The sequence below is a fragment of the Rhodococcus sp. LMD genome (assembly GCF_056108245.1).
Genome location: NZ_CM148557.1, coordinates 1,272,380 through 1,292,579 on the forward strand (window position 1 = coordinate 1,272,380; position 20,200 = coordinate 1,292,579).

The window sequence follows — 20,200 nt, forward strand, 5'->3', positions numbered from 1 at the left end:
AGTGTATGGGCCGTGAGCCGAACCCGTCCCGCGCCCGAGCCTCCGCAGCCGCTCTCGCCTCTCGTCGACGCCCACACGCACCTCGACGCGTGCGGAGCCCACGATGCCGAATCGGTGGCGGCCGTCCTCGACCGGGCGGCCGCGGTGGGTGTCGGACGGGTCGTCACCGTGGCCGACGACATCGCCGCAGCCCGCTTCGCCGTCGACGCCGCGCACTGGGACGCACGGGTCTACGCCGCCGTGGCGCTCCACCCCACCCGTGCGAACGCGCTCGACGACGTCACGCGCGCCGAGATCGAGAAGCTCGCCGCCGACCCGCGCGTCGTCGCCGTGGGGGAGACCGGCCTCGACCTGTACTGGCCCGGCAAGCTCGACGGCTGCGCCGACCCGCTCGAGCAGGAGGACGCGTTCCGCTGGCACATCGACCTGGCCAAACGGCTCGGCAAGACCCTGATGATCCACAATCGTGACGCCGATGCCGAGTTGCTGCGCGTCCTGCACGACGAGGGTGCGCCGGAGACGGTGATCTTCCACTGCTTCTCGTCGGACGCAGACATGGCGCGGGCCTGCGTCGACGCCGGCTACCTGCTCAGCTTCTCCGGGACGGTGAGCTTCAAGAACGCGAAGGCGCTCCGTGCCGCAGCCCCGTTGGTGCCGCCCGAGCTGGTGCTCGTGGAGACCGATGCCCCCTTCCTGACGCCCCATCCGTTCCGCGGCGCCCCCAACGAGCCGTACTGCCTGCCCTACACGGTGCGGGCGCTCGCGGAGGTGCGCGGCGCGGACCCGGCCGAGCTGGCCGCCACGACCACCGCGAATGCCGAACGGGTATACGGACTTTCGTAACGGTGTCCCCGTTCCGAGGCGGCCGGAGCGGGTGGCCGGGGACAATGGGTGACATGCACAGTTTCGTCTACAACGCTCAGCCGTCACGGGTGGTCTTCGGTCCGGGAACCGCGGCGCGGGTCGCCGACGAGGTGCGCCGCCTGGATCGCTCCCGGGTCCTGCTGCTCGGCGGCGAACACGTCCGTCCGCAGGCCGAGCTCGTCGAGAAGGCCCTCGGGAGCCTCCAGGTCGCCCGGTTCGACGGGGCCGTCATGCACACCCCCGTCGCGGTCACCGAGAAGGTGCTGGGTCTGGTCTCCGAGCACGACATCGACGCCGTCGTCGCCGTGGGCGGAGGGTCGACGACGGGGCTGTCGAAGGCGATCGCGGTGCGCACCGGCGTGGACCAGGTGATCCTGCCGACCACCTACGCCGGATCCGAGGTCACGCCCGTCCTCGGGGAGACCGCGGACGGGGTGAAGACCACGCACTCGTCGCCGGCCATCCTGCCCGAGACCGTCATCTACGACGTCGAGTTCACCCTGTCGATGCCGATCCCGATGGCACTGACCAGCGCGATCAACGCGATGGCGCATGCCGTGGAGGCGTTGTACGCCGAGCACGCCAACCCGATCATCGACACGCTGGCGCTCGAGGCGATCCGCGCGATCGCCCGGGGTGTGCCGGTCCTCGGTGCCGACGCCGCGGACCGCGAGGGCCGCTCGGACCTGCTGCTCGCGGCATGGCTGGCCGGCACGTGCCTGAGCGCGGGAGGAATGGGCTTGCACCACAAGCTGTGCCACGTCCTGGGCGGCAGTTTCGACCTGCCGCACGCGGCGACGCACACCGTGATGCTGCCGCACGTGATGGCGTTCAACGCGCCGTCGGTACCGGCCGTGATGAGCCGTATCGCCGATGCGCTCGGCACGCCCACCGCCCCGGCCGGGGTCTTCGACCTGGTGGCGGCCGCGGGTGGTCCGACGACGCTCGCCGAACTGGGCATGTCCGAGGGCGACCTGGACGAGGCGGCACACCTGGCCACCGAACGGCAGTACCCCAACCCCCGCGAGGTGACCCGGGTGGGGGTGCGGCGACTGCTGGGCGATGCCTATGCCGGAATCCGTCCCGAGTGAGGGTGCCCCTCGGTGTTCCTGGTGAGGGTGCCCCCTCGGTGTTCCTGGTGAGGGTGCCCCTTCGGTGTTCCTGGTGAGGGTGCCCCTTCGGTGTTCCTGGTGAGGGTGCCCCCTCAGTGGGCGGTGGGGGGATTGCGGCGCGGCCGGATCTGCGCGTTGGGCAGCGCCGGTGCGGGTAGCCGCGCGACCTTCCCGGTGTAGCCCTCGACCCGGCCGAAGCGTTCTCCCTCGCGCTGCCACTCGTCGCGGAACGCGACGATCTCGTCGTGGCTGCGACCGACGAAGTTCCACCACATGACGATCTCCTCCCCGAACGGCGTCCCGCCGAGCAGCACGGCACGTGCGGGTTCGTCGGTGAGATTCGTCAGGGGGAGCGTGGAGACGCCGGTGCCGACGTAGCCGAGCGCGGAGCGGGACAGGACGGTGCCGGCGAGCCGGATGCTGCCGGTGTCGACCAGCAGGCCGTGCTCGAACGCGGGATCGACGGTCAGTTCGACGCTCGCGCCCGGGTCGAGGGTGATCTCGGCCCCGAGCAGCGGGGTGAAGGTGGGCACCGGCGACGTGGAGCCGGCGAGGGAGCCGAGGAAGACGGCGACGGTCGCGCCCGCGAGCCGGACCGGTTCGGGCACGTGGTGCCGGAAGTCACGAGGAGCGTCCCGGTGTGCGTCGGGCAGGGCCACCCACAGCTGGACGCCGTGCAGGACCGTCGTGGCCGGTGTGGAGACCTCCGAGTGCGCGATGCCGTGGCCGCCCGTCATGAGGTTGAGTTCGCCGGGGCGGACGAATGCGTGCTTGCCGAGGCTGTCGCGGTGCTCGATCTCGCCGGCGAACAGCCAGCTCACCGTCTGCAGGCCGGTGTGCGGGTGCGGCGCGACGTCCATTCCGCCGGTCGCGGCGACGTCGTCGGGCCCGTAGTGGTCGGCGAAGCACCAGGCTCCGACGAGGGACCGGGCGCGCTGCGGCAGCGTGCGGCGGACCGGCATCGCGCGCGGGCCGCCGAGCGGCACCTCACGGGAAGTGATGATCTGTACCCGGGTGGGCGCGGGCTCGGATTCGCAGACGATCTCGGTGGGCTCGGCGTCGACGTTGCTCATCTACAAGACCTTGCTTCCGTACATCTCGCCGAGGGGATCGGCGATGAGTTCGATGCGGGCGCCGTCGGGGTCGCGGAAGTACAGGGAGACCTCGCTGTGCTCGACGAGGTCGACGCCCGCTTCGGTCAGTTTGGTGCGCAGGCGTTCCCAGCGGCTCTGCTCGACGCTGATCGCGATGTGGTGCAGCCCGCCGAGGACCTCCTGGTAGGGACCGACGTCGAGGCCGGGAAAGTCGAAGAAGGCCAGCAGGTTTCCGTTTCCGATGTCGAAGAAGAAGTGCGACGAACCGGGGTAGTCGCGGTTCTCGACCAGTTCGGTGAGCGGGAACTCGAGCACGTCCTGGTAGAAGCGCACCGTGCGCTCGACGTCGCTGCTGACGAGTGCGGTGTGGTGCAACCCGCGCGCCGACGACGCGGGTCGTTCGCCGACGGGCCGGAGGTAGCGGGTACGGAGTTCCTCCCGCAACGTCGCGGAGCGGCGGCTGCGTTCCTCTTCCACGCTGGTGCTCACGGGGGGCTCCTTCGGCCGGTGGTTGCGCCTTCGACGAAAGCATACCCCATGTGATTGATCGATCAACTACTTTTCGGATGCCGTCCGGCGGCGGGTGGCCGATTAAGTTGAACCTTCAACCTTGCGTCGCTACCGTAGGGGCGGCTTCGATCGAAGGACGAGCCCCCACCGCCCGCACCGAAAGGTCACCCCCATGAACAACCCCGTCCTGCGCAACGTCGGGCTGCTCGTCGCCCGAGTGGTCATCGGGATCGTCTTCCTGGCCCACGGGCTGCAGAAGGTGAACCAGGGATACTCCGCCACCAAGGCCGGATTCGAGGGCATGGACGTGCCCGTGCCCGCGCTGTCCGCCTTCTACGCCACCTGGGTGGAGACACTCGGCGGCATCGCCCTGATCATCGGCCTGCTCGTGCCGGTCTTCGGTGTCCTGCTGCTGGTGAACATGCTCGGCGCGTTCTTCTTCGTCCACATCGGCAACGGCATCTACGTCACCGACGGTGGATGGGAGCTCGTCGGAGCACTCGGCGCCGGAGCGCTGGTTCTCGCGGTCGTCGGCGCCGGCGCGTACAGCGTCGACGCCCTGCTCGGCCGCCGGGTGCGGTTCCTGCAGACCGCGTAGGCCGAGGGCCGGCGTCCGGGAGACCGGGCGCCGGCCTTCGGAGCACTTTCGCGCGAAGATCGCGCATCCGTTCCCGCCGAACGGCTCCCTCGTGGCGTAACCGTCGGCCGGGAGCAGCTCCCGGCGGCGCTCCCGCGCAACCCGTCGCGTTTTTCGCCGCGCGGATCCCGACCGCCTCCTCCGTCGCCTGTCGCCGCCGGGCGGTCGTCGTTCGCCCCGGCGCGTCGCCGTTCGCCCGCCGGGCAGAGTCCCCGCCGCGCGTCGGACTTTTCGGCCGCTCCTCGTCTGCGGCCCTTCGCAGAACGGCCGTCCGTTGTGACGGTGCCGTGCCTCCCGCCTTGCGCGAGCCGACAGCCGCGGCTGTGCGCAGTTCCGCGTCGCCCCCTGGCCCGGATCGCGGCACCGTGGGTCCACGCGTCGAGAGCGCGACGATGTCCGGGGCGCGTGGAACCGCCCCCCGCCGCGGCCCCGGACGGTGGGTCACTCGCGCAAATTCCACAGCGGTAATTCACGCTTCGCGTGGGGTGATTTTCCGGGCGTCGAATCGACGCGGTTCCGGCTCGGACACGACTCGGTCATTGATCGAAAATTACGAATCGTCACCTACTTCCTTACGGGAAATTCGCAGGTAGACCCACTGCAGTTGCCGTATCAATGCCGATTCGTTACCGTGCTGTGATCGAAGTTGTCGACAGTCCAGGAATTACCGTGTCACCTTTCACCAAGATCAACAGAGCGAAATCGCCGACGCTGTACGTGGTCGTCGCCGCGCTCTTCCTCACCCTCGCGGCCGGCGGAGTCGCCGCGCTGATCCAGCACAAGGAACTCACCCTCGACGTGGACGGCGAGCGGGTCGCGCTCAGCACCATGAGCTCCGAGGTCGGTGACGTGCTCGCCGGCGCCGGCTACCCGGTCGGCGAGCACGACGTGGTGGCCCCGGCCGTCGACGCCGCGGTCTCGGACGGGGACACGGTGGTGCTGCGGCGGGCACGTGAGGTGCAGCTGAGCGTCGACGGTGTCGAGCGCACCGTGTGGACGACGGCGTCGACGGTGGACGAGGCGCTGGCGCAGTTCGAGCTGGCCGCGGACGTGTACACCTCGGCGTCCCGGTCGCACCGGTTGCCGCTCGAGGGTGCCGAGCTCGACGTGGTGAGCCCGAAGACGGTGCGGTTGCTCGACGGTGGTGCCCCGCCGGTCGAGGTGCGGATGGCGGCGCCGACGGTCGGGGAGTTCCTGACCGCGCACGGTGTGGCGCTCGAGCAGGCCGATTCGGTGATGCCCCCGGTCGATGCGGCGCTGACCGAGGGCCTCGAGATCCGCGTCACCCGCGACCGCATCGAGACCCGCATCGAGAACCAGCCGGTGCCGGCCCCCGAACAGCGCGTCGACGACCCGAACATGACCGAGGGCGAGACCGCCGTCGACACCCCGGGTGCTCCCGGTGAGCGCACCGTGACCTTCGAGGTGCACACGATCGACGGCGTCGAGGTCGGCCGCACCGAGAAGGCCTCGACGACCCTCCGCGAGCCGGCCCCGGCCGTCGTCCGCGTCGGCACCAAGCCCAAGCCGGCCGTGCCCGCTTCCGGCCGTGCCTCCACCTGGGACGCCCTCGCGCAGTGCGAGGCCACCGGCAACTGGGCCATCAACACCGGCAACGGCTTCTACGGCGGCCTGCAGTTCACCCAGCAGACCTGGGCCGCGTTCGGCGGCACCCAGTACGCGCCGCGCGCCGACCTGGCCAGCCGCGAGCAGCAGATCGCCGTCGCCGAGAAGGTCCAGGCCGCACAGGGCTGGGGAGCCTGGCCGTCGTGCACCAGCAAGATGGGCCTGCGGTAGGAACTCCGCCTCACGTCCTCGCGGACGAGGATCGCCGACACGCGTTTCGTGCTGCAGCACACCGTCGTCGCGGCGCTCCTGGCGACATCCGTCGCCGGGGCGCCGCGACGACGCTCTTCCGGCACGAGACCTTCCTCCGGCACGACCCCGCCGGTCGACGTCGGCCGGGGACAGCGCTCGCCGGCCACCGTGCGCACCGACGTGACGGCCGGGTACACGGAGTGCCGCGGAGGGCGCGTGAGGTGCCGTCGAGTATCGACGGAGTCGAGACCCGTCGCGAACCGGTCGACGCCCTCGTCGCGGTCACCGTCACCGGCGCCTACGGCCGCCCACAGGTGGACCGGAAGGGTCGACCGAAGCGCCGGGGAGCGTGGCCGTCCTACTCGTCCCGCAGCGGCGTGCGCTAGGTTCGGCACGTGCCAGACCACTCCTCCGGCGATCCCGGCTCGGCCCCCCGCGACGGTTCCGACGGGACCGCCCGCGACGGTTCCGACGGGACCGCTCGCGACGGTTCCGACGGGACCGCTCGCGACGGTTCCGACGTGACCGCTCGCGGTCGTGCCGCCCTCCTCGGCCCCGCCGAGGTGCGCGCCCTCGCGGAGGAGTTCGGTGTCCGGCCGACGAAACAGCTCGGCCAGAACTTCGTGCACGACGCCAACACGGTGCGCCGCATCGTCTCCGTCGCCGGTGTCGGCCGCGACGACGTGGTCCTCGAGGTGGGCCCGGGTCTCGGCTCGCTGACGCTCGCCCTGCTCGACGTGGTCGACCGCGTCGTCGCCGTCGAGATCGACCCCAGGCTCGCCGAGCGACTGCCCGCGACGGTCGCCGACCGCGCCCCCGACCTCGCCGACCGGCTCGACGTCGTCCTGAAAGACGCCATGCGGGTGCACCCCGCCGACCTGCCGGTTGCCCCGACGGCCCTCGTTGCGAACCTGCCCTACAACGTCGCGGTCCCCGTGCTGCTTCACCTTTTCGCCGAATTCGACTCGCTGCGTACGGCTCTGGTGATGGTGCAGGCCGAAGTGGCCGATCGGCTCGCCGCCGCGCCCGGCAGCCGCGTCTACGGCGTGCCCAGCGTCAAGGCCGGCTTCTTCGGCCATGTCCGTCGCGCCGGCTCGGTCGGCCGGGCCGTGTTCTGGCCGGTGCCCCAGGTGGAATCGGGCCTGGTGCGCATCGACCGCTACACCGAACCGCCCTGGCCCACGGACGAGGCGCACCGCCGCACGGTGTTCGCCGTCGTCGATGCCGCCTTCGCGCAGCGCCGCAAGACGCTGCGCGCAGCGCTGAGCGGCTGGGCCGGCTCGGCCGCCGAAGCCGAGCGCCGCCTGCTCGCCGCCGGAATCGATCCGTCGACGCGGGGCGAGAAACTCGATGCCGCCGCCTTCGTGCGGATCGCCGGCACGTCGTGACGGCGGCGCGCAGACCGGTGCCCGCGCAACGCTTGGCAGACCGGCGGATCTGTGCTCTACTGGTACACGGTCGTTAGGTAGTGTGTTCGTGGTTTACCCCTCGCACATTTCTCTAGTTGCGAGCGGATGCGAAATTCCCACGGAATCCTTCTCAGCCGTCGAGTGACAGGCCCGGGCGACGTCGTGTCGTTCGACGAAACGTGAAGGCCTCGAGGCTTTCCGAGATGTATGAGGTTGAAAATGGTTGAAGGTACCGTGAAGTGGTTCAACGGCGAGAAGGGCTTCGGCTTCATTGCCCCCGCCGACGGCTCCGCGGACGTCTTCGTGCACTTCTCCGAGATCCAGGGCCGCGGCTTCCGCACCCTCGAGGAGAACCAGCGCGTGAGCTTCGAGGTCGGCCAGGGCCAGAAGGGCCCGCAGGCCACCGGCGTCACCGTCATCGGCTGACGTAGCTCGCTGCGCGTTCTTCCGGACGCGCGCATTCCCCGACGGCCTCGTGAGGTCGCCGCGGAAGTGCCGCCGGCAGAGGTGTGACAAGCAGTGAAGAGGGACCGGTCCGCACGGACCGGTCCTTCTTCCGTCTCCGGACCCCGCGTGTGCTCCGCGAAAAAGGGCTCGCACAATGCGCTTTCGAGTTCTTTCCGGGCGTTTCGCTGGCGGTGCGGGCGTCGATGTGATCTACTGGCTCTCGGTCGTTAGGTTGTGTTCGTGGTTCACCCCTCGCACATTTCTGGTTGCGAGCGGATGCGATAGCCCACACGGAATCGTTCTCTACCGTCGAGTGACAGACCCGAGCGGCGAAGTGTCGCTCGACGAGTGGGGAAGCCCGGCGCTTCCCGAATCTTCTTAGGAATGAACATGGTTGAAGGTACCGTGAAGTGGTTCAACGGCGAGAAGGGCTTCGGCTTCATTGCCCCCGCCGACGGCTCCGCGGACGTCTTCGTGCACTTCTCCGAGATCCAGGGCGGCGGCTTCCGCACCCTCGAGGAGAACCAGCGCGTGAGCTTCGAGGTCGGCCAGGGCCAGAAGGGCCCGCAGGCCACCGGCGTCACCGTCATCGGCTGACCCACCTGCCTCACCGACCGAATGTCACACGCACTCGATCGAACCGAACCGATGTGACATTCGGTCACCGCACGCGCCGGCTCAGTCGCTTCCCGCGACGGAGCCGGCGCGTTCGTATCTCCGGGCGAGCAGCTCGTGCCGGCGGCCTGCCTGCAGGCACGCCTCCCGCAGTTCCGGCGGATCCAGCACCGTGAAGTCGACGTCGAACTCCGCGAGCCAGCTCGCGATCGACCCGAGCGACGAGCCGCCGAGCGCGACCGCACAGTGATTCTCGTCGACCGGCTCGAGAGTTCCCCACTGCTCGTCGACCATCGGCACGATCGAGTCGAACGGCGCGTGCAGCAGCACCCGGGCCCGCGTCCGGACGATGCCGCGGGCGATGCCCCGGCTCACGAACTCCGCCGCCCCGCCCGGCGGCAGCTCGCGCGGGACGAACCGGGGACCGGTGGGGATCTTCGGCTCCATCCGGTCGACCCGGAACGACCGCCAGTCTTGCCGATGCAGATCCCACGCCATCAGATACCAGCGTGCACCCGACCGCACCAGCCGGTACGGCTCCACCTCCCGCCGCGAGCAGCCGCCGTCGTGCGCGCGATAGTCGAACCGCAGCCGCTCGTGCGCGTGGCACACCGCGGCGACGGCGGACAGCAGCGCCGCGTCGACTGCGGACGCGGCGGGCGCCCGCTCGACGACCTCCACACGCAGCGCCTCGAGGCGGTGCCGCAGCCGCGAGGGCATCACGTGCCGCAACTTGGCGAGGGCACGCCCCGACGCCTCGCCGATCCCCGTCACCGAGCCGGTCGCGCCGGACTGCAGGGCGACGGCCACCGCGACGACCTCCTCGTCGTCGAGCAGCAGCGGCGGCATCTCCGCGCCGGCGCCGAGGCGGTATCCGCCGCCGACCCCGACGGTGGCGTCCACGGGGTAACCGAGGTCGCGGAGTTTGTCCACGTCCCGGCGCACCGTGCGGGTCGTGATCTGCAGGCGGTCGGCCAGCTCGGCACCCGACCAGTCCCGCCGGGTCTGCAGGAGCGACAGCAGCCGCAACAGGCGAGCGGACGTTTCGCGCATGGTCCGAGCATGCCAGCGAACGAGGACAGCCGCCGTCCGCATTCGGGACCGCAGGGGTGCGTAAGCTGTATATCCGTGCTGTCCGTCGTCCCGAGCCCCGTCACCGTGCGAGCACCGTCCAAGGTGAACCTGCATCTCGCCGTCGGTGACCTGCGCGAGGACGGGTACCACGAGCTGCGCACGGTCTTCCACGCGCTGTCCCTGAGCGACGAGGTGTCGGTCGTGCGAGCCGACGTGTTGAGCCTGCGGGTACGCGGAGCGGACGCCGCGGCCGTCCCCGCGGACGCCACCAATCTCGCCTGGCGGGCCGCGACGCTGCTGGCCGAACGCGCCGGGCGCGCACCCGAGGTCGCCATCACGATCGACAAGGGCATCCCCGTGGCCGGCGGGATGGCCGGTGGCAGCGCCGACGCCGCCGCCACCCTCGTCGCACTCGACGCCCTGTGGGGACTCGGTCTCGCCCGCGACGACCTGGACGACCTCGCGGCGGAACTGGGCAGCGACGTGCCGTTCTGCCTGCACGGCGGCACCGCCATCGGCACCGGCCGCGGCGAGCAGCTGGTGCCGGTCCTCTCCCGTGGCACCTTCCACTGGGTGCTGGCCCTCGCGAAGGGTGGCCTGTCGACTCCGGTGGTGTTCCGCGAACTCGACCGTCTCCGGGCGGAAGGTTCCCCGCCCCGGGTCCGCGGCCTCGACGACCTGCTGCAGGCCCTCGCCGCCGGTGACGCGCACGCGCTGGCACCGCTGCTGGGCAACGATCTGCAGTCCGCGGCCCTCTCGCTCGCGCCCGCACTGCGCCGTACCCTGCGGGCGGGCGTGGAGGCCGGCGCGCTGGCCGGCATCGTCTCCGGGTCCGGCCCCACGTGTGCATTCCTGTGCGCCGACGCCGCCGCGGCGGTGACGGTGAGCGCCGAACTGGCCGGGGCCGGCGTGTGCCGGACGGTGCGCGTGGCCTCCGGCCCGGTCCCCGGCGCGCGCGTCGTCGACAACTCCCACCCCTGATCTCGGAAGGCATTGCTCCGCGTGGCGAATCTGATCAACCTCGAACAGGTCTCGAAGTCCTTCGGCATCAAACCGCTGCTGGACTCGGTGTCGCTCGGTGTGCAGGAGGGCGAGCGCATCGGCGTCGTCGGCCTCAACGGCGGCGGCAAGACCACCCTCCTCGAGGTCCTCACCGGCCTCGAGGAGCCCGACTCGGGCCGGGTCAGCCGGGTCGGCGGGCTGCGCATGGCGGTCGTCACCCAGCGCGGCGTCCTGCCGGCCGGATCCACGGTCGGACAGGTCGTGCTGGGACCGCTGGGGGTGGCCGAGCACGAATGGGCCGGCGACGCCCGGATCCGCTCCGTCCTCGCGGGTATCGGTGTCGACCGGCTCGGCCTCGACGCCCTCGTCGACGGGCTCTCCGGCGGCGAACGCCGACGCGTCGCGCTGGCCGCCGCCCTCGTGCAGGACCTCGACCTGCTCGTCCTCGACGAGCCCACCAACCACCTCGACGTCGAGGGTGTGCAGTGGCTGGCCGAGCACCTGCTCGCCCGGCGCAGCGCCCTGGTCGTCGTCACCCACGACCGGTGGTTCCTCGACACCGTCGCGACCCGCACGTGGGAGGTCGTCAACGGGCAGGTGGAAAGCTACGAGGGCGGCTACAACGACTGGATCTTCGCTCGTGCCGAGCGGGCCCGGCAGGCCGACGCGATGGAGGAACGGCGCCGCAACCTCGCGCGCAAGGAACTCGCCTGGCTGCGGCGCGGGGCCCCGGCCCGCACCTCGAAGCCGCGCTACCGCATCGAGGCGGCGGAATCGCTGATCGCGAACGTGCCGCCGCCGCGGGACACGGTGGCGCTGGCGTCGTTCGCCAAACGCCGTCTGGGCCGGGTGGTCATCGAGCTCGAGGACGCGACACTGACCACCCCCGACGGCCGCGAGCTGGTGCGCGACCTGACGTGGCGGCTCGGCCCGGGGGAGCGGATCGGCCTGGTCGGGGTCAACGGCTCCGGCAAGACGACGCTGCTGCGCACCCTCGCCGGGGAGATCGAACCGGCGTCCGGTCGTCGCATCCAGGGCAAGACCGTCGAGATCGGCTGGCTGCGGCAGGAACTCGACGACCTGCCCACCGACCTGAGGGTGCTCGACGCGGTGAAGGACGTGGCCGAACGGATCACACTGGGGGACAAGGAGATCTCGGCCGGCCAGCTCGCCGAGCGGCTCGGGTTCACCCCGGCGCGGCAGCGCACACCCGTCGGCGATCTCTCCGGTGGCGAGCGTCGACGGCTGCAGCTGACCCGGGTGCTCATGGCCGAGCCGAACGTGCTGCTGCTTGATGAACCCACCAACGACCTGGACATCGACACCCTGCAGCAGCTCGAGGACCTGCTGGACGGGTGGGCGGGCACCCTCGTGGTCATCTCGCACGACCGCTATCTGATCGAGCGGATCTGTGACTCGACGTGGGCGCTGTTCGGCGACGGCGCGCTCACCAACCTGCCGGGCGGGATCGACGAGTACCTGCGCCGTCGTGCGGCGCTCGGTGACGGGGACATCCCGTCGTCGGCCTCCACGGTCGCGAAGACGTCGATGCCCGAACAGGGTGCGGAACAACCGAAGCGCGACGGCGCCGCCGAGCGGGCCGCCCGCAAGGAGCTGGCGCGGCTCGAGCGGAGCGTGGCGAAGCTGACCGAGCGGGAGGAGAAGCTGCACCACGACCTCGCCGACGCGGCCACCGATCCCGATCGCCTGCAGAAGCTCGACGCCGAGCTGCGCGGCGTGGTCGCGGAGAAGGAAGCCGCCGAGGAGCAGTGGATGGAGCTCGCCGAGAACTTGTAGACCGGTGTGTCCTTTGGGCGGCGGTAGCAGCCCAAAGGACACACCGGCGGCGGAGCCGCCCGCTCGGGGGTGTCCCAGGTCTCCCGATCCAGTGCGGTGGTCATCGTCCGCTCCAGACGGGTGCGCGCTTCTGCATGAAAGCCATGACGCCCTCGACGGTGTCGGCGCTGGTGGTCAGCCGGGCCAGGGCGGCCTCGGTCGCGTCCCAGGCCGGTTCCTCGGACGGGACGATGCCGTCGACGATGCCGCGGGCGATCGTCTTGCTCGCCTGCACGGCCAGGGGCGCGCCGGTCGCGACGAGGTCGGCGAGCTCGAGCGCGGTGGTGAGGACGTCGGTCCGGGGGACGACGCGGTTGACCAGGCCCCAGCGCAGAGCGTCGGCCGCGGACATCGGCCTGCCGGTGAGCACGAGTTCCATCGCGACGGACCGCGGGATGGCCTGCACGATGCGGAACACCCCGCCGGCGCCGGCGATGAGGCCGCGGTGGACCTCGGGCAACCCGAACTCGGCGGTGTCGGCGGCGACGACGAGGTCGCTCGCGAGGGCGAGTTCGGTACCGCCGCCGAGGGCGGTGCCGTTGACCGCCGCGACGATCGGCTTGGCGATCGGGTGCCTGACGACGCCGGCGAACCCCCAGTGCGCGGTCTCGGGCGGGGTGACCCCACCCGGTCCGGCGGTCCCGAGGGCCTCGAGGTCGGCGCCGCCGCAGAACACCCGCTCTCCGGCACCGGTGAGGACGACGACGCGCACGTCCGGGTCCCTGTCGGCGCGTTCCCACGCCTCGCCGAGGCCGGTGTGCACCTCGGCGTCGATGCTGTTGGCGGCCCCGGGCCGGTTGATGGTGACGAGTAGCGTGTGGCCGCGCTGTTCGACCAGGACGACGGGCTCGGTCATGCGGGGGACTCCTCGGTGACGGGATCGGTCAGGGTGACGGTCAGGGCGCCGCCGCGGTCGACGACGTGGACGGTGCGCCCGACGATGTCCGCACCCGCGGCGAGCACCTGCGCGCCGGCGGCGTCGGTGTAGCCGGAGACTCGACGGCCGTCGGGGGTGGTGCCCACCAGGAACCCGATCGCCGGATGGCCGTCGCGTCCGTATTCCGCGGTTGCCGTATGGATCTCGACGTCACCGCTGTAGCCGACGGCGGGATCGGGTCCGGTGGCGGGCAGTACGTGTGGCTCGGGATCGCCGACGTACCCGCGCGTGTGCGGGGCGGCGGCGAGCACGACGGTGTGCTGGTAGGTCAGGTAGCCGCCGTTGCCGTGGACGAGGGCGATCTCGCCGTCGGTGCGCAGCCGGCGGGTGACGGCGACGAGGGAGTGCAGCGTGTAGCTGTTGAGCGGTCCGCCGAAGAAGGAGTGGCCGCCGGTGACGCTCGGGACGGTCTCGCGGGGCAGGCCGAGGTGTTCGACGAGCAGCTTCGGCACCACGGGGAAGCAGCTGTAGGCGTCGACGATGTCCAGGTCGGCCGGCCGCAGGTCGGTGCGTTCGAGCGTCCGGGCGAGGGCGTCGGCGAGTGCCGCGGACCGGCCGAGGCCGGCGCGGGCGAGGATGTCGGCCGGTTCGGTCGCGCCCGCCCCGCCCCACACGTACACGATCCGGTCCTCGGCGACGCCGAGTTCGCGGGCGGTGGCGAGGGAGGTGACGACGACGGCGGCCGCCTGGTCGACGAACGGCATCGCGTTGAGCAGCAGCGGGTACGGAGCGGTGACCATCCGGTTGCGCGGGCCCACGGTGGTGATGTCCTCGGCGGTGCGCAGATCGGGGTTCCAGGCGGTGGGGTTGCGTCCGGCGATCTCGGAGAACGCGGCGTACAGCTGCGCGGACCAGGCCAGCGATTCGTCGTGGGAGTGCCCGAGTTCGTGGCTGAGCCGGGTCTCGAACAGCGGGTAGACGCGGGTGGGGGCGAGCATCCCGGCGCGTTGCATCGCGGGGCTGCCGAGGTCGTCCGGGTCGAAGGCGGGCGGGCCGCCGGGGTCGGTGGTCCAGCCGAGTGCGGCGGGGTCGGTGCCGGCCTTCGTCGCGGCGGTGACCGAGGCCTGGCATTCGCCGCCGACGAGGAGCGCGACGCCGGTCGTGCCGGTGGCGATCTCGTGGCCGATGCGGTCGAGCAGCGCTGCCGGCCAGTGCCCCCCGAGGGGACTGGTGTGGGTGCGGGCCGCCGCGGCGCCGAGGCGTGCGGCGAGGAGCGCCGGGAGGTCGTCGTACGCCCAGCTCGCGGTCTTGACGGCGTACACGGCGTCGATGCGCCGCGCGATGCCGTCGACGCCGGTGTCGGCGAGGGCCGCCCCGGCGGCGTCGTGGATCAGGTCGAGCGGTTCGCGGGGGTCGGCGGGGGCGCCGGCGCGTCCGGAGCGCAGGTCGCCCACGCCGACGACGACGGGTGTCCGGGCAGGGTCGGTCATGTGCGGCCTCGGGGGAGTGGTCGGGGCAACGGTCACCCGCACAGTAATACGGACTGATTCAGTCTGTAAATGGTCTGGCACACTGCTCACCGTGACCGAGCCGATCGTGCGTCGCCGTGGCCGACCCCGCGATGCCGACCTCGAGGATCGCGTCTACGACGCCGTGATCGAGGTCTACTCCGAGACGAGCTGGCGCGGCTTCACGCTCGACGCGGTCGGCCGGCGCGCCCGGGTGGGACGGGCGGCGCTGTACCGCCGCTGGGCCACCAAGGACGAACTGCTCGTGCAGGCGCTCGAGGCGCGCAGCCCGCTGCCGGTGCCGATCGACACCGGGGCGTTGCGCTCGGACCTGGTCGAACTGGTCACCCAGCTGCTGCGCGGCTACCGCACCACACCTGGGCTGGTGAGCCTGCGCGTCGCGCTCGACGCGCGCGTGCACCCGGACCTGCTGGCCCACCTGACCACCACGCTCAATCGGAGCCGCCTCGTCGCGGCCCGCACCATCGTGTTGCGGGCGGTCGAACGCGGTGAGCTGCCGCCGCAGGTCTCGGTGACCCTCCTGCTCGAGATGGTCACCGGTGCGGCGCTCAGCCACGTGCTGTTCTCCCTCGCCGGACCGGCGGCGGACGACGACGCCTACGCCCGCACGCTCGTCGACGCCGCGATCCGCGCCCTGATCGCGAAACGGGAACACGATCCAGGTCCCGTGACCTAACTGCAATCCAATTGCCCGGCGAGCCGCCGGAATCGATACCCCCCAAGGGGGATCCCGGCTAGCCTGGCAGACAGGCCCTGTGGTGGGAGGCGCGAGAATGGACCTGCAGGCGATACGTGAGATCGAGCGGCTGAAGTACCGCTACGCGCGGGCGCTCGACACGAAGTCGTGGATCGAACTGGCCGACACCATGGTTCCCGAGGCCACCGCCGTCTACGGCGAACACCTGAGTTTCGAATCGCGCGACGCGTTCCTGAACTTCCTCGAGAACACCCTCGGATCCCACGTCATCACCGAACACCACTGCGGCCACCCCGAGATCGACGTCGAGGGGGACACGGCCACGGGTATCTGGTTCCTCGCCGACACGGTGGTGGTGCCCGAGGACGGGCTCGTGATGCGCGGGTCCGCCTACTACCACGACCGCTACGTGCGCGGCACGGACGGGCTCTGGCGCATCTCCCACACCGGTTACGAAAGGAACTGGGAGACAGTCACGTCCGTTGCCGACATGCCCAGTTTCCGGCTCACCTCGAACCGGTGGTCGCTGCTGCAGCAGCCGCCCCGCGCGTCCTGAACCGGCCGCGAACCCGTACCGGCCGAGAGGAGGGGACCCGTCCGATGACCGCGACCGACACCGAAGTCTTCCCCCGGGCCGGTGCGCTCCCGTACCTCATCGTGGGTCGCGCCCGCAGTGCCATCGACTGGTACCGGCAGGTGTTCGACGCGACGCTGGCGGGGGACCCCGTGGTGCTCGAGGACGGCCGGATCGGCCACGCCGAGTTGGTCTTTCCCACCGGGATGGTGTATCTGGCGGAGGAGTTCCCCGAGATGGGCCTGTCCGCGCCCGAGGCCGGCGCGACGTCGGTGAGCCTGATGCTCCCGGTCGACGACACCGACGCCGTGCTCACCAAGGCCCGCGACGCCGGCGGCACCGTCGAACGCTGGATCGCCGAGAGTCACGGTCACCGCAACGCCACGCTGCTCGATCCGTTCGGACACCGATGGCTGCTCGTCGGGCCCCTGACCGGCCGCCGGCAGGGCGCCGCCACCGGTACCGGCAGGTAGGTCCGGCGCCCCGCGCAGACACGTGCGCGATCGGGGCTCCCACATGATCGGCTGCCGGGGCAGGGGCCGGTAGGCTCCGGCGCGTGACCGACACCTTCATCCGCACCCGCGTCGCCAACGGCATCGGCGAGGTGGTGCTCGACCGGCCGGTGGCCCTCAACGCCCTCGACTCGTCGATGATCCGCGACATGTACGAGGCCCTGCTGGCATGGCGCGACGACCCGGAGATCACCGCGGTCCTGGTCACCAGCGCATCCGACCGCGCGTTCTGCGCCGGTGGCGACATCAAGTCGGTGCGGGACGCCGCCGTGGCCGGGGACACCGCCACGGTCCGGGACTACTTCGCGAACGAGTACCGGCTCGACGAACTGGTCGCCACCTACCCCAAGCCGTATCTCGCGCTCCTCGACGGAGTCACGATGGGCGGCGGGCTGGGCATCTCGGTGCACGGCGCGGTCCGTGTCGTGACGGAGAGGGCCGTGCTGGCGATGCCGGAGACGGCGATCGGCTTCATCCCCGACGTCGGCGCCAGTCATTTCCTGCCGCGGCTGCGCGGCACCACGGCCCGTTGCGACGCGGTCGGCCTGTACCTGGCGCTGACCGGCGCCCGCGTCGACGCCGGCGATGCCATCGCCGTCGGCCTCGCGACGCACTTCGTTCCCAGTCACCGGATCGACGCCCTCGCCGACCGGATCCGCGAGGGCCACTGGCAGCCGGCGCTCGACGAGTTCGCCGAGGCGGCCCCCGCGTCGGCGATCGCGGACCGGTACCCGGACATCGATGCGGTATTCGGTGACGGCACCGTCGCCGACGTCGTCGAGCGCCTGTCCGGCAACCACGACATCGACGAGACGTGGGCCGTCACCACCCGGGCGGCGCTCGGTGCGGCATCCCCGACGAGCCTCTGGGTCACCGCGGAGCTGCTGCGCCGCGGCGCCGAGAGCCCGCTGCGCGAGTGCTTCGCGCGGGAACTCGAGGTCGCGGTCCGCATCACCGCCGAGCCGGACTTCGCCGAAGGGGTGCGCGCGGTGCTCGTCGACAAGGACCGCAACCCGTCGTGGTCGCCGCGGGGGATCGGCGACGTGGACCCGGCCGTCGTGGCGGGACTGTTCCGGGAGTAGGCACCCGGCCAGCCGGACGACCATCCGCGCACGAAATAGTCAGCTGCACAGGTAATTTCGTGCGCGTTCGACCAGGGGGTGCGCGGATGCGGACGTCAGAGCGCGGTGCGCCGCGGGGCGAGCAGGTCGACGACGATCTCCTGCCCGCCCAGCACGGCGCGGATCTCCGGCTTCTCGAATCCGCCCGCGACGAGGTACTCACCGAGCAGGGTGAGCAGTTCGTCGGTCTCGACCGTCGGATCGGAGGCGTGGGGACGCTGCGCGCGGGCGGCGAGCTCGGTGTGCGCCAGTCGCGCCGCGATCCGCACGGATGCCACTCCCATCGAGTTGCGGCGCGACGCGGCGGTCGGCGTGCTGTCCGCGGCGACGCCGTTCGTGCCGGCGACGATCTCGTCGAAGCTCGGCAGCGAGAGCGGATCGCTGCCGTTGCCTCCGGCCTCGTCGGCGACGTCGTGGTCCGCCGCGTGGCTTCCCACCGCGTGCGGGGCGGACGCGCCGTTGCCGGTCAGGGTTCCCGGCAGGGGATAGACGAAGGTGCCCGCCCGCTTGGGTCCGGGCGACTCGTCCGCCGGCTCGGAACGGCCGCGCAGCGGCGTGCCGTCGGTCGGTGCGGTCGAGTCGTCGTCCATGAACGCTCCTGACATCCGCGAGCCCGGGTCGGCTCGACGGCACAGCAAACTACCAGCAACACCGGTCCCACGCACAGCCACACCGGTCCCACCCACCACAGGTGTCACTGGTCGGCGGCGGCCACCAGCGGCTCGAGGGTGAGGTCGGGCAGTTCCTTGAGGAGGTACTGCAATCGCCACTTGTCGCTGACCAGCGCCAGCAGCACACCGTCGGACCGGGTGAACACCTCGACGCCGCGCTGCCGGTTCAGTTCGTCCACCGAGGCCGCGTCGGTGCGGCGGGCCAGCGCGTAGCCCAGCGGTTCCATCCGCGGCTCGACGTTGTACTCGGCCTTCATCCGGGCCGCCACCACCTCGAACTGCATGGGACCGACGGCGGCCATCACCGGGGACGCGTCGCCGCGGATGTCGTTGCGCAGGATCTGCACCACGCCCTCGGAGTCGAGCTGATCGACGGCCTTGCGGAACTGCTTGTATTTCGAGGCGCTCTCGGCGCGCAGGATCGAGAAGTGCTCGGGCGCGAACGACGGGATCGGCGGGAACTCCACCTTCCGGTCCACGTACAGGGTGTGCCCGGGGGCGAGGGCCGTGGCGTTGACCAGCCCGACCACGTCGCCGGGGTACGCGTTCTCCACCGTGGACCGTTCCCGGCCGAACACCGTCAGCGCGTACTTGGTGGCGAACGGCTTGCCCGTCTGCGCGTGGGTGACGACCATGCCGCGCTCGAACACCCCGGACACCACCCGCATGAACGCCAGGCGGTCGCGGTGCGCGGTGTCCATCCCCGCCTGCACCTTGAACACCACGGCGCTGAACGGGTCGTCGACGTTGCGGGGAGCGTCGTTCACGTCGAGCCGGGCGCGCGGCGGCGGCGCCAGCGCGACGAGGGTGTCGAGGATCTGCCGGACGCCGAAGTTGAGCATGGCCGACGCGAAGATCACCGGCGACGTCTGTCCGGCCAGGAACAGCTCCTGGTCGTGGTCCTGACCGCTGGCCGACAGCAGTTCCGACTCCTCCACCGCCTCGGTCCACGTCCCGCCCTCCCGGTCCTCGGCCTCCGCGGGGGAGAGCCGGTCCTCGGGAGCGATCCGCGCGCCGCCGGCGGTGCGGGTGAACTTGACGTACTCGACGGGTGCCCCGTCCTCCCCGCGCCGCAGCAGGCCACGGAAGTCCCCGGCGATGCCGACGGGCCAGAACAGGGGGGTGGGAGTCAGGCCGATCCGCTCGTCGATCTCGTCGAGCAGTTCCAGCGGGGTCCGGCCGGGCCGGTCCCACTTGTTGATCACGGTGATGACCGGGATGCCCCGGTGACGGCACACCTGGAACAGCTTGAGTGTCTGCGGCTCGAGGCCCTTGGCGGCGTCGATCAGCATCACCGCCGCGTCCACGGCGGTGAGCACCCGGTAGGTGTCCTCGGAGAAGTCGGAGTGACCGGGTGTGTCGACGAGGTTGATCACGTTGACGACGTCGTCGTCGGACTCCTCGGAGCGGTAGTTGAACTGCAACGCCGTGGAGCTGACGGAGATGCCGCGGGCCTTCTCCATCTCCATCCAGTCGGACACCGTGGACTTGCGTCCGGCCTTGCCGTGCACCGCACCGGCCTCGGCGATGACCTTCGCATGCAGGGCCAGCGCCTCGGTCAGCGTGGACTTGCCGGCGTCCGGATGGGAGATCACCGCGAAGGTGCGGCGGCGACCCGCCTCCGCGAGCACTTCCTTCGACGACACGGCGGTGGTGCCGGCGTCGTTGCCGGTGGAAACGGGCGGGGTAGTCAACGCGGAAGTACCTCTCGAAGCGGATGTGCGGCTCGTCGATGCACGCGGGCGGCTCGCGCATCGCAGACAACTCGTCCATGTTACTCGGCAATCGAATGTCGATTTCC

At 71.2% G+C, this 20,200-nt stretch carries 21 protein-coding genes; 14 read left to right on the forward strand and 7 right to left on the reverse strand.

All coding sequences use genetic code 11. The features are described from left to right. The first annotated feature begins 12 nt into the window (after positions 1-12). Positions 13-843 (forward strand): TatD family hydrolase, encoded by an 831-nt coding sequence (locus tag ACWPQI_RS05990; protein ID WP_010592982.1) that lies wholly within the window; start codon positions 13-15, stop codon positions 841-843. Between the two features lie 53 nt (positions 844-896). Beyond that, complete coding sequence (locus ACWPQI_RS05995) at positions 897-1,955, forward strand: maleylacetate reductase (RefSeq protein ID WP_040274583.1); 1,059 nt, start codon at positions 897-899, stop codon at positions 1,953-1,955. 113 nt (positions 1,956-2,068) lie between these two features. Here ACWPQI_RS05995 and ACWPQI_RS06000 read toward each other — a convergent pair whose 3' ends face one another. Together ACWPQI_RS06000 and ACWPQI_RS06005 are read right to left on the reverse strand one after the other, a co-directional pair. Then, positions 2,069-3,049: a pirin family protein gene (locus ACWPQI_RS06000; protein ID WP_010592980.1), complete on the reverse strand. Its 981-nt coding sequence runs from the start codon at positions 3,047-3,049 to the stop codon at positions 2,069-2,071. Continuing rightward, positions 3,050-3,559, reverse strand: coding sequence for a VOC family protein (locus ACWPQI_RS06005; protein WP_040274459.1), 510 nt, complete (start codon positions 3,557-3,559; stop codon positions 3,050-3,052). Between the two features lie 193 nt (positions 3,560-3,752). Between ACWPQI_RS06005 and ACWPQI_RS06010 the strand changes: the two genes are divergently transcribed. The 6 genes from ACWPQI_RS06010 to ACWPQI_RS06035 all read left to right on the forward strand — a co-directional run bounded on the left by ACWPQI_RS06010 (position 3,753) and on the right by ACWPQI_RS06035 (position 8,488). After that, positions 3,753-4,178, forward strand: coding sequence for a DoxX family protein (locus ACWPQI_RS06010; protein WP_010592978.1), 426 nt, complete (start codon positions 3,753-3,755; stop codon positions 4,176-4,178). 708 nt (positions 4,179-4,886) lie between these two features. Next, positions 4,887-6,014, forward strand: a complete 1,128-nt coding sequence (locus ACWPQI_RS06015; RefSeq protein WP_010592977.1) for a resuscitation-promoting factor — start codon at positions 4,887-4,889, stop codon at positions 6,012-6,014. Positions 6,015-6,256: 242 nt separating this feature from the next. Continuing rightward, complete coding sequence (locus ACWPQI_RS06020) at positions 6,257-6,421, forward strand: hypothetical protein (RefSeq protein WP_017679484.1); 165 nt, start codon at positions 6,257-6,259, stop codon at positions 6,419-6,421. 135 nt (positions 6,422-6,556) lie between these two features. Next, positions 6,557-7,423: a 16S rRNA (adenine(1518)-N(6)/adenine(1519)-N(6))-dimethyltransferase RsmA gene (rsmA, locus tag ACWPQI_RS06025; protein ID WP_040274585.1), complete on the forward strand. Its 867-nt coding sequence runs from the start codon at positions 6,557-6,559 to the stop codon at positions 7,421-7,423. Positions 7,424-7,663: 240 nt separating this feature from the next. Continuing rightward, on the forward strand, positions 7,664-7,870 hold the full coding sequence (locus ACWPQI_RS06030; RefSeq protein ID WP_003937832.1) for a cold-shock protein: 207 nt from the start codon (positions 7,664-7,666) through the stop codon (positions 7,868-7,870). A gap of 411 nt (positions 7,871-8,281) precedes the next feature. After that, positions 8,282-8,488 (forward strand): cold-shock protein, encoded by a 207-nt coding sequence (locus tag ACWPQI_RS06035; RefSeq protein WP_003937833.1) that lies wholly within the window; start codon positions 8,282-8,284, stop codon positions 8,486-8,488. Positions 8,489-8,569: 81 nt separating this feature from the next. On the opposite strand, the gene ACWPQI_RS06040 is transcribed toward ACWPQI_RS06035, so the two are convergent. Then, positions 8,570-9,559 carry a helix-turn-helix transcriptional regulator gene (locus ACWPQI_RS06040; protein ID WP_017679487.1) on the reverse strand — a complete coding sequence of 330 codons (990 nt, stop codon included), beginning with the start codon at positions 9,557-9,559 and terminating at the stop codon, positions 8,570-8,572. 75 nt (positions 9,560-9,634) lie between these two features. Between ACWPQI_RS06040 and ACWPQI_RS06045 the strand changes: the two genes are divergently transcribed. Beyond that, a complete protein-coding gene (locus tag ACWPQI_RS06045; RefSeq protein ID WP_040274463.1) occupies positions 9,635-10,561 on the forward strand; it encodes a 4-(cytidine 5'-diphospho)-2-C-methyl-D-erythritol kinase in 927 nt (308 codons plus the stop codon). 21 nt (positions 10,562-10,582) lie between these two features. Continuing rightward, positions 10,583-12,379 carry an ABC-F family ATP-binding cassette domain-containing protein gene (locus tag ACWPQI_RS06050; protein WP_048771951.1) on the forward strand — a complete coding sequence of 599 codons (1,797 nt, stop codon included), beginning with the start codon at positions 10,583-10,585 and terminating at the stop codon, positions 12,377-12,379. 100 nt (positions 12,380-12,479) lie between these two features. Here the strand turns inward: ACWPQI_RS06050 and ACWPQI_RS06055 are convergent, their stop codons facing one another. Next, positions 12,480-13,274, reverse strand: coding sequence for an enoyl-CoA hydratase-related protein (locus ACWPQI_RS06055; protein WP_017679490.1), 795 nt, complete (start codon positions 13,272-13,274; stop codon positions 12,480-12,482). Beyond that, entirely contained in the window at positions 13,271-14,785 is a 1,515-nt protein-coding gene (locus tag ACWPQI_RS06060) for an acetyl-CoA acetyltransferase (RefSeq protein WP_304433569.1), read from the reverse strand. Before ACWPQI_RS06060 ends, ACWPQI_RS06055 begins: the two co-directional genes overlap by 4 nt. Positions 14,786-14,876: 91 nt before the next feature. On the opposite strand from ACWPQI_RS06060, the gene ACWPQI_RS06065 reads away from it, so the two are divergent. From ACWPQI_RS06065 to ACWPQI_RS06080, 4 genes are all read left to right on the forward strand, one after another. Further along, positions 14,877-15,500 carry a TetR/AcrR family transcriptional regulator gene (locus ACWPQI_RS06065; protein ID WP_017679492.1) on the forward strand — a complete coding sequence of 208 codons (624 nt, stop codon included), beginning with the start codon at positions 14,877-14,879 and terminating at the stop codon, positions 15,498-15,500. 97 nt (positions 15,501-15,597) lie between these two features. Continuing rightward, positions 15,598-16,077, forward strand: coding sequence for a nuclear transport factor 2 family protein (locus ACWPQI_RS06070; RefSeq protein ID WP_017679493.1), 480 nt, complete (start codon positions 15,598-15,600; stop codon positions 16,075-16,077). A 44-nt stretch (positions 16,078-16,121) separates the two neighbouring features. Continuing rightward, positions 16,122-16,568, forward strand: coding sequence for a VOC family protein (locus tag ACWPQI_RS06075; RefSeq protein ID WP_017679494.1), 447 nt, complete (start codon positions 16,122-16,124; stop codon positions 16,566-16,568). Between the two features lie 83 nt (positions 16,569-16,651). Continuing rightward, positions 16,652-17,689 carry an enoyl-CoA hydratase/isomerase family protein gene (locus ACWPQI_RS06080; protein ID WP_017679495.1) on the forward strand — a complete coding sequence of 346 codons (1,038 nt, stop codon included), beginning with the start codon at positions 16,652-16,654 and terminating at the stop codon, positions 17,687-17,689. Positions 17,690-17,784: 95 nt separating this feature from the next. Here the strand turns inward: ACWPQI_RS06080 and ACWPQI_RS06085 are convergent, their stop codons facing one another. Together ACWPQI_RS06085 and ACWPQI_RS06090 are read right to left on the reverse strand one after the other, a co-directional pair. After that, positions 17,785-18,318, reverse strand: a complete 534-nt coding sequence (locus ACWPQI_RS06085; protein ID WP_048771946.1) for a hypothetical protein — start codon at positions 18,316-18,318, stop codon at positions 17,785-17,787. A 104-nt stretch (positions 18,319-18,422) separates the two neighbouring features. Then, complete coding sequence (locus tag ACWPQI_RS06090; RefSeq protein ID WP_010592964.1) at positions 18,423-20,093, reverse strand: peptide chain release factor 3; 1,671 nt, start codon at positions 20,091-20,093, stop codon at positions 18,423-18,425. Positions 20,094-20,200 lie beyond the last annotated feature (107 nt).

Excerpts from the sequence above, each read along its gene's own strand:
- ACWPQI_RS05995 (WP_040274583.1), top strand. The coding sequence starts at position 897 with ATGCACAGTTTCGTCTACAACGCTCAGCCGTCACGGGTGGTCTTCGGT.
- ACWPQI_RS06000 (WP_010592980.1), bottom strand. The coding sequence starts at position 3,049 with ATGAGCAACGTCGACGCCGAGCCCACCGAGATCGTCTGCGAATCCGAG.
- ACWPQI_RS06030 (WP_003937832.1), top strand. The coding sequence starts at position 7,664 with ATGGTTGAAGGTACCGTGAAGTGGTTCAACGGCGAGAAGGGCTTCGGC.
- ACWPQI_RS06040 (WP_017679487.1), bottom strand. The coding sequence starts at position 9,559 with ATGCGCGAAACGTCCGCTCGCCTGTTGCGGCTGCTGTCGCTCCTGCAG.
- ACWPQI_RS06075 (WP_017679494.1), top strand. The coding sequence starts at position 16,122 with ATGACCGCGACCGACACCGAAGTCTTCCCCCGGGCCGGTGCGCTCCCG.
- ACWPQI_RS06035 (WP_003937833.1), top strand. The coding sequence starts at position 8,282 with ATGGTTGAAGGTACCGTGAAGTGGTTCAACGGCGAGAAGGGCTTCGGC.
- ACWPQI_RS06085 (WP_048771946.1), bottom strand. The coding sequence starts at position 18,318 with ATGGACGACGACTCGACCGCACCGACCGACGGCACGCCGCTGCGCGGC.
- ACWPQI_RS06060 (WP_304433569.1), bottom strand. The coding sequence starts at position 14,785 with ATGACCGACCCTGCCCGGACACCCGTCGTCGTCGGCGTGGGCGACCTG.
- ACWPQI_RS06055 (WP_017679490.1), bottom strand. The coding sequence starts at position 13,274 with ATGACCGAGCCCGTCGTCCTGGTCGAACAGCGCGGCCACACGCTACTC.
- ACWPQI_RS06070 (WP_017679493.1), top strand. The coding sequence starts at position 15,598 with ATGGACCTGCAGGCGATACGTGAGATCGAGCGGCTGAAGTACCGCTAC.
- ACWPQI_RS06010 (WP_010592978.1), top strand. The coding sequence starts at position 3,753 with ATGAACAACCCCGTCCTGCGCAACGTCGGGCTGCTCGTCGCCCGAGTG.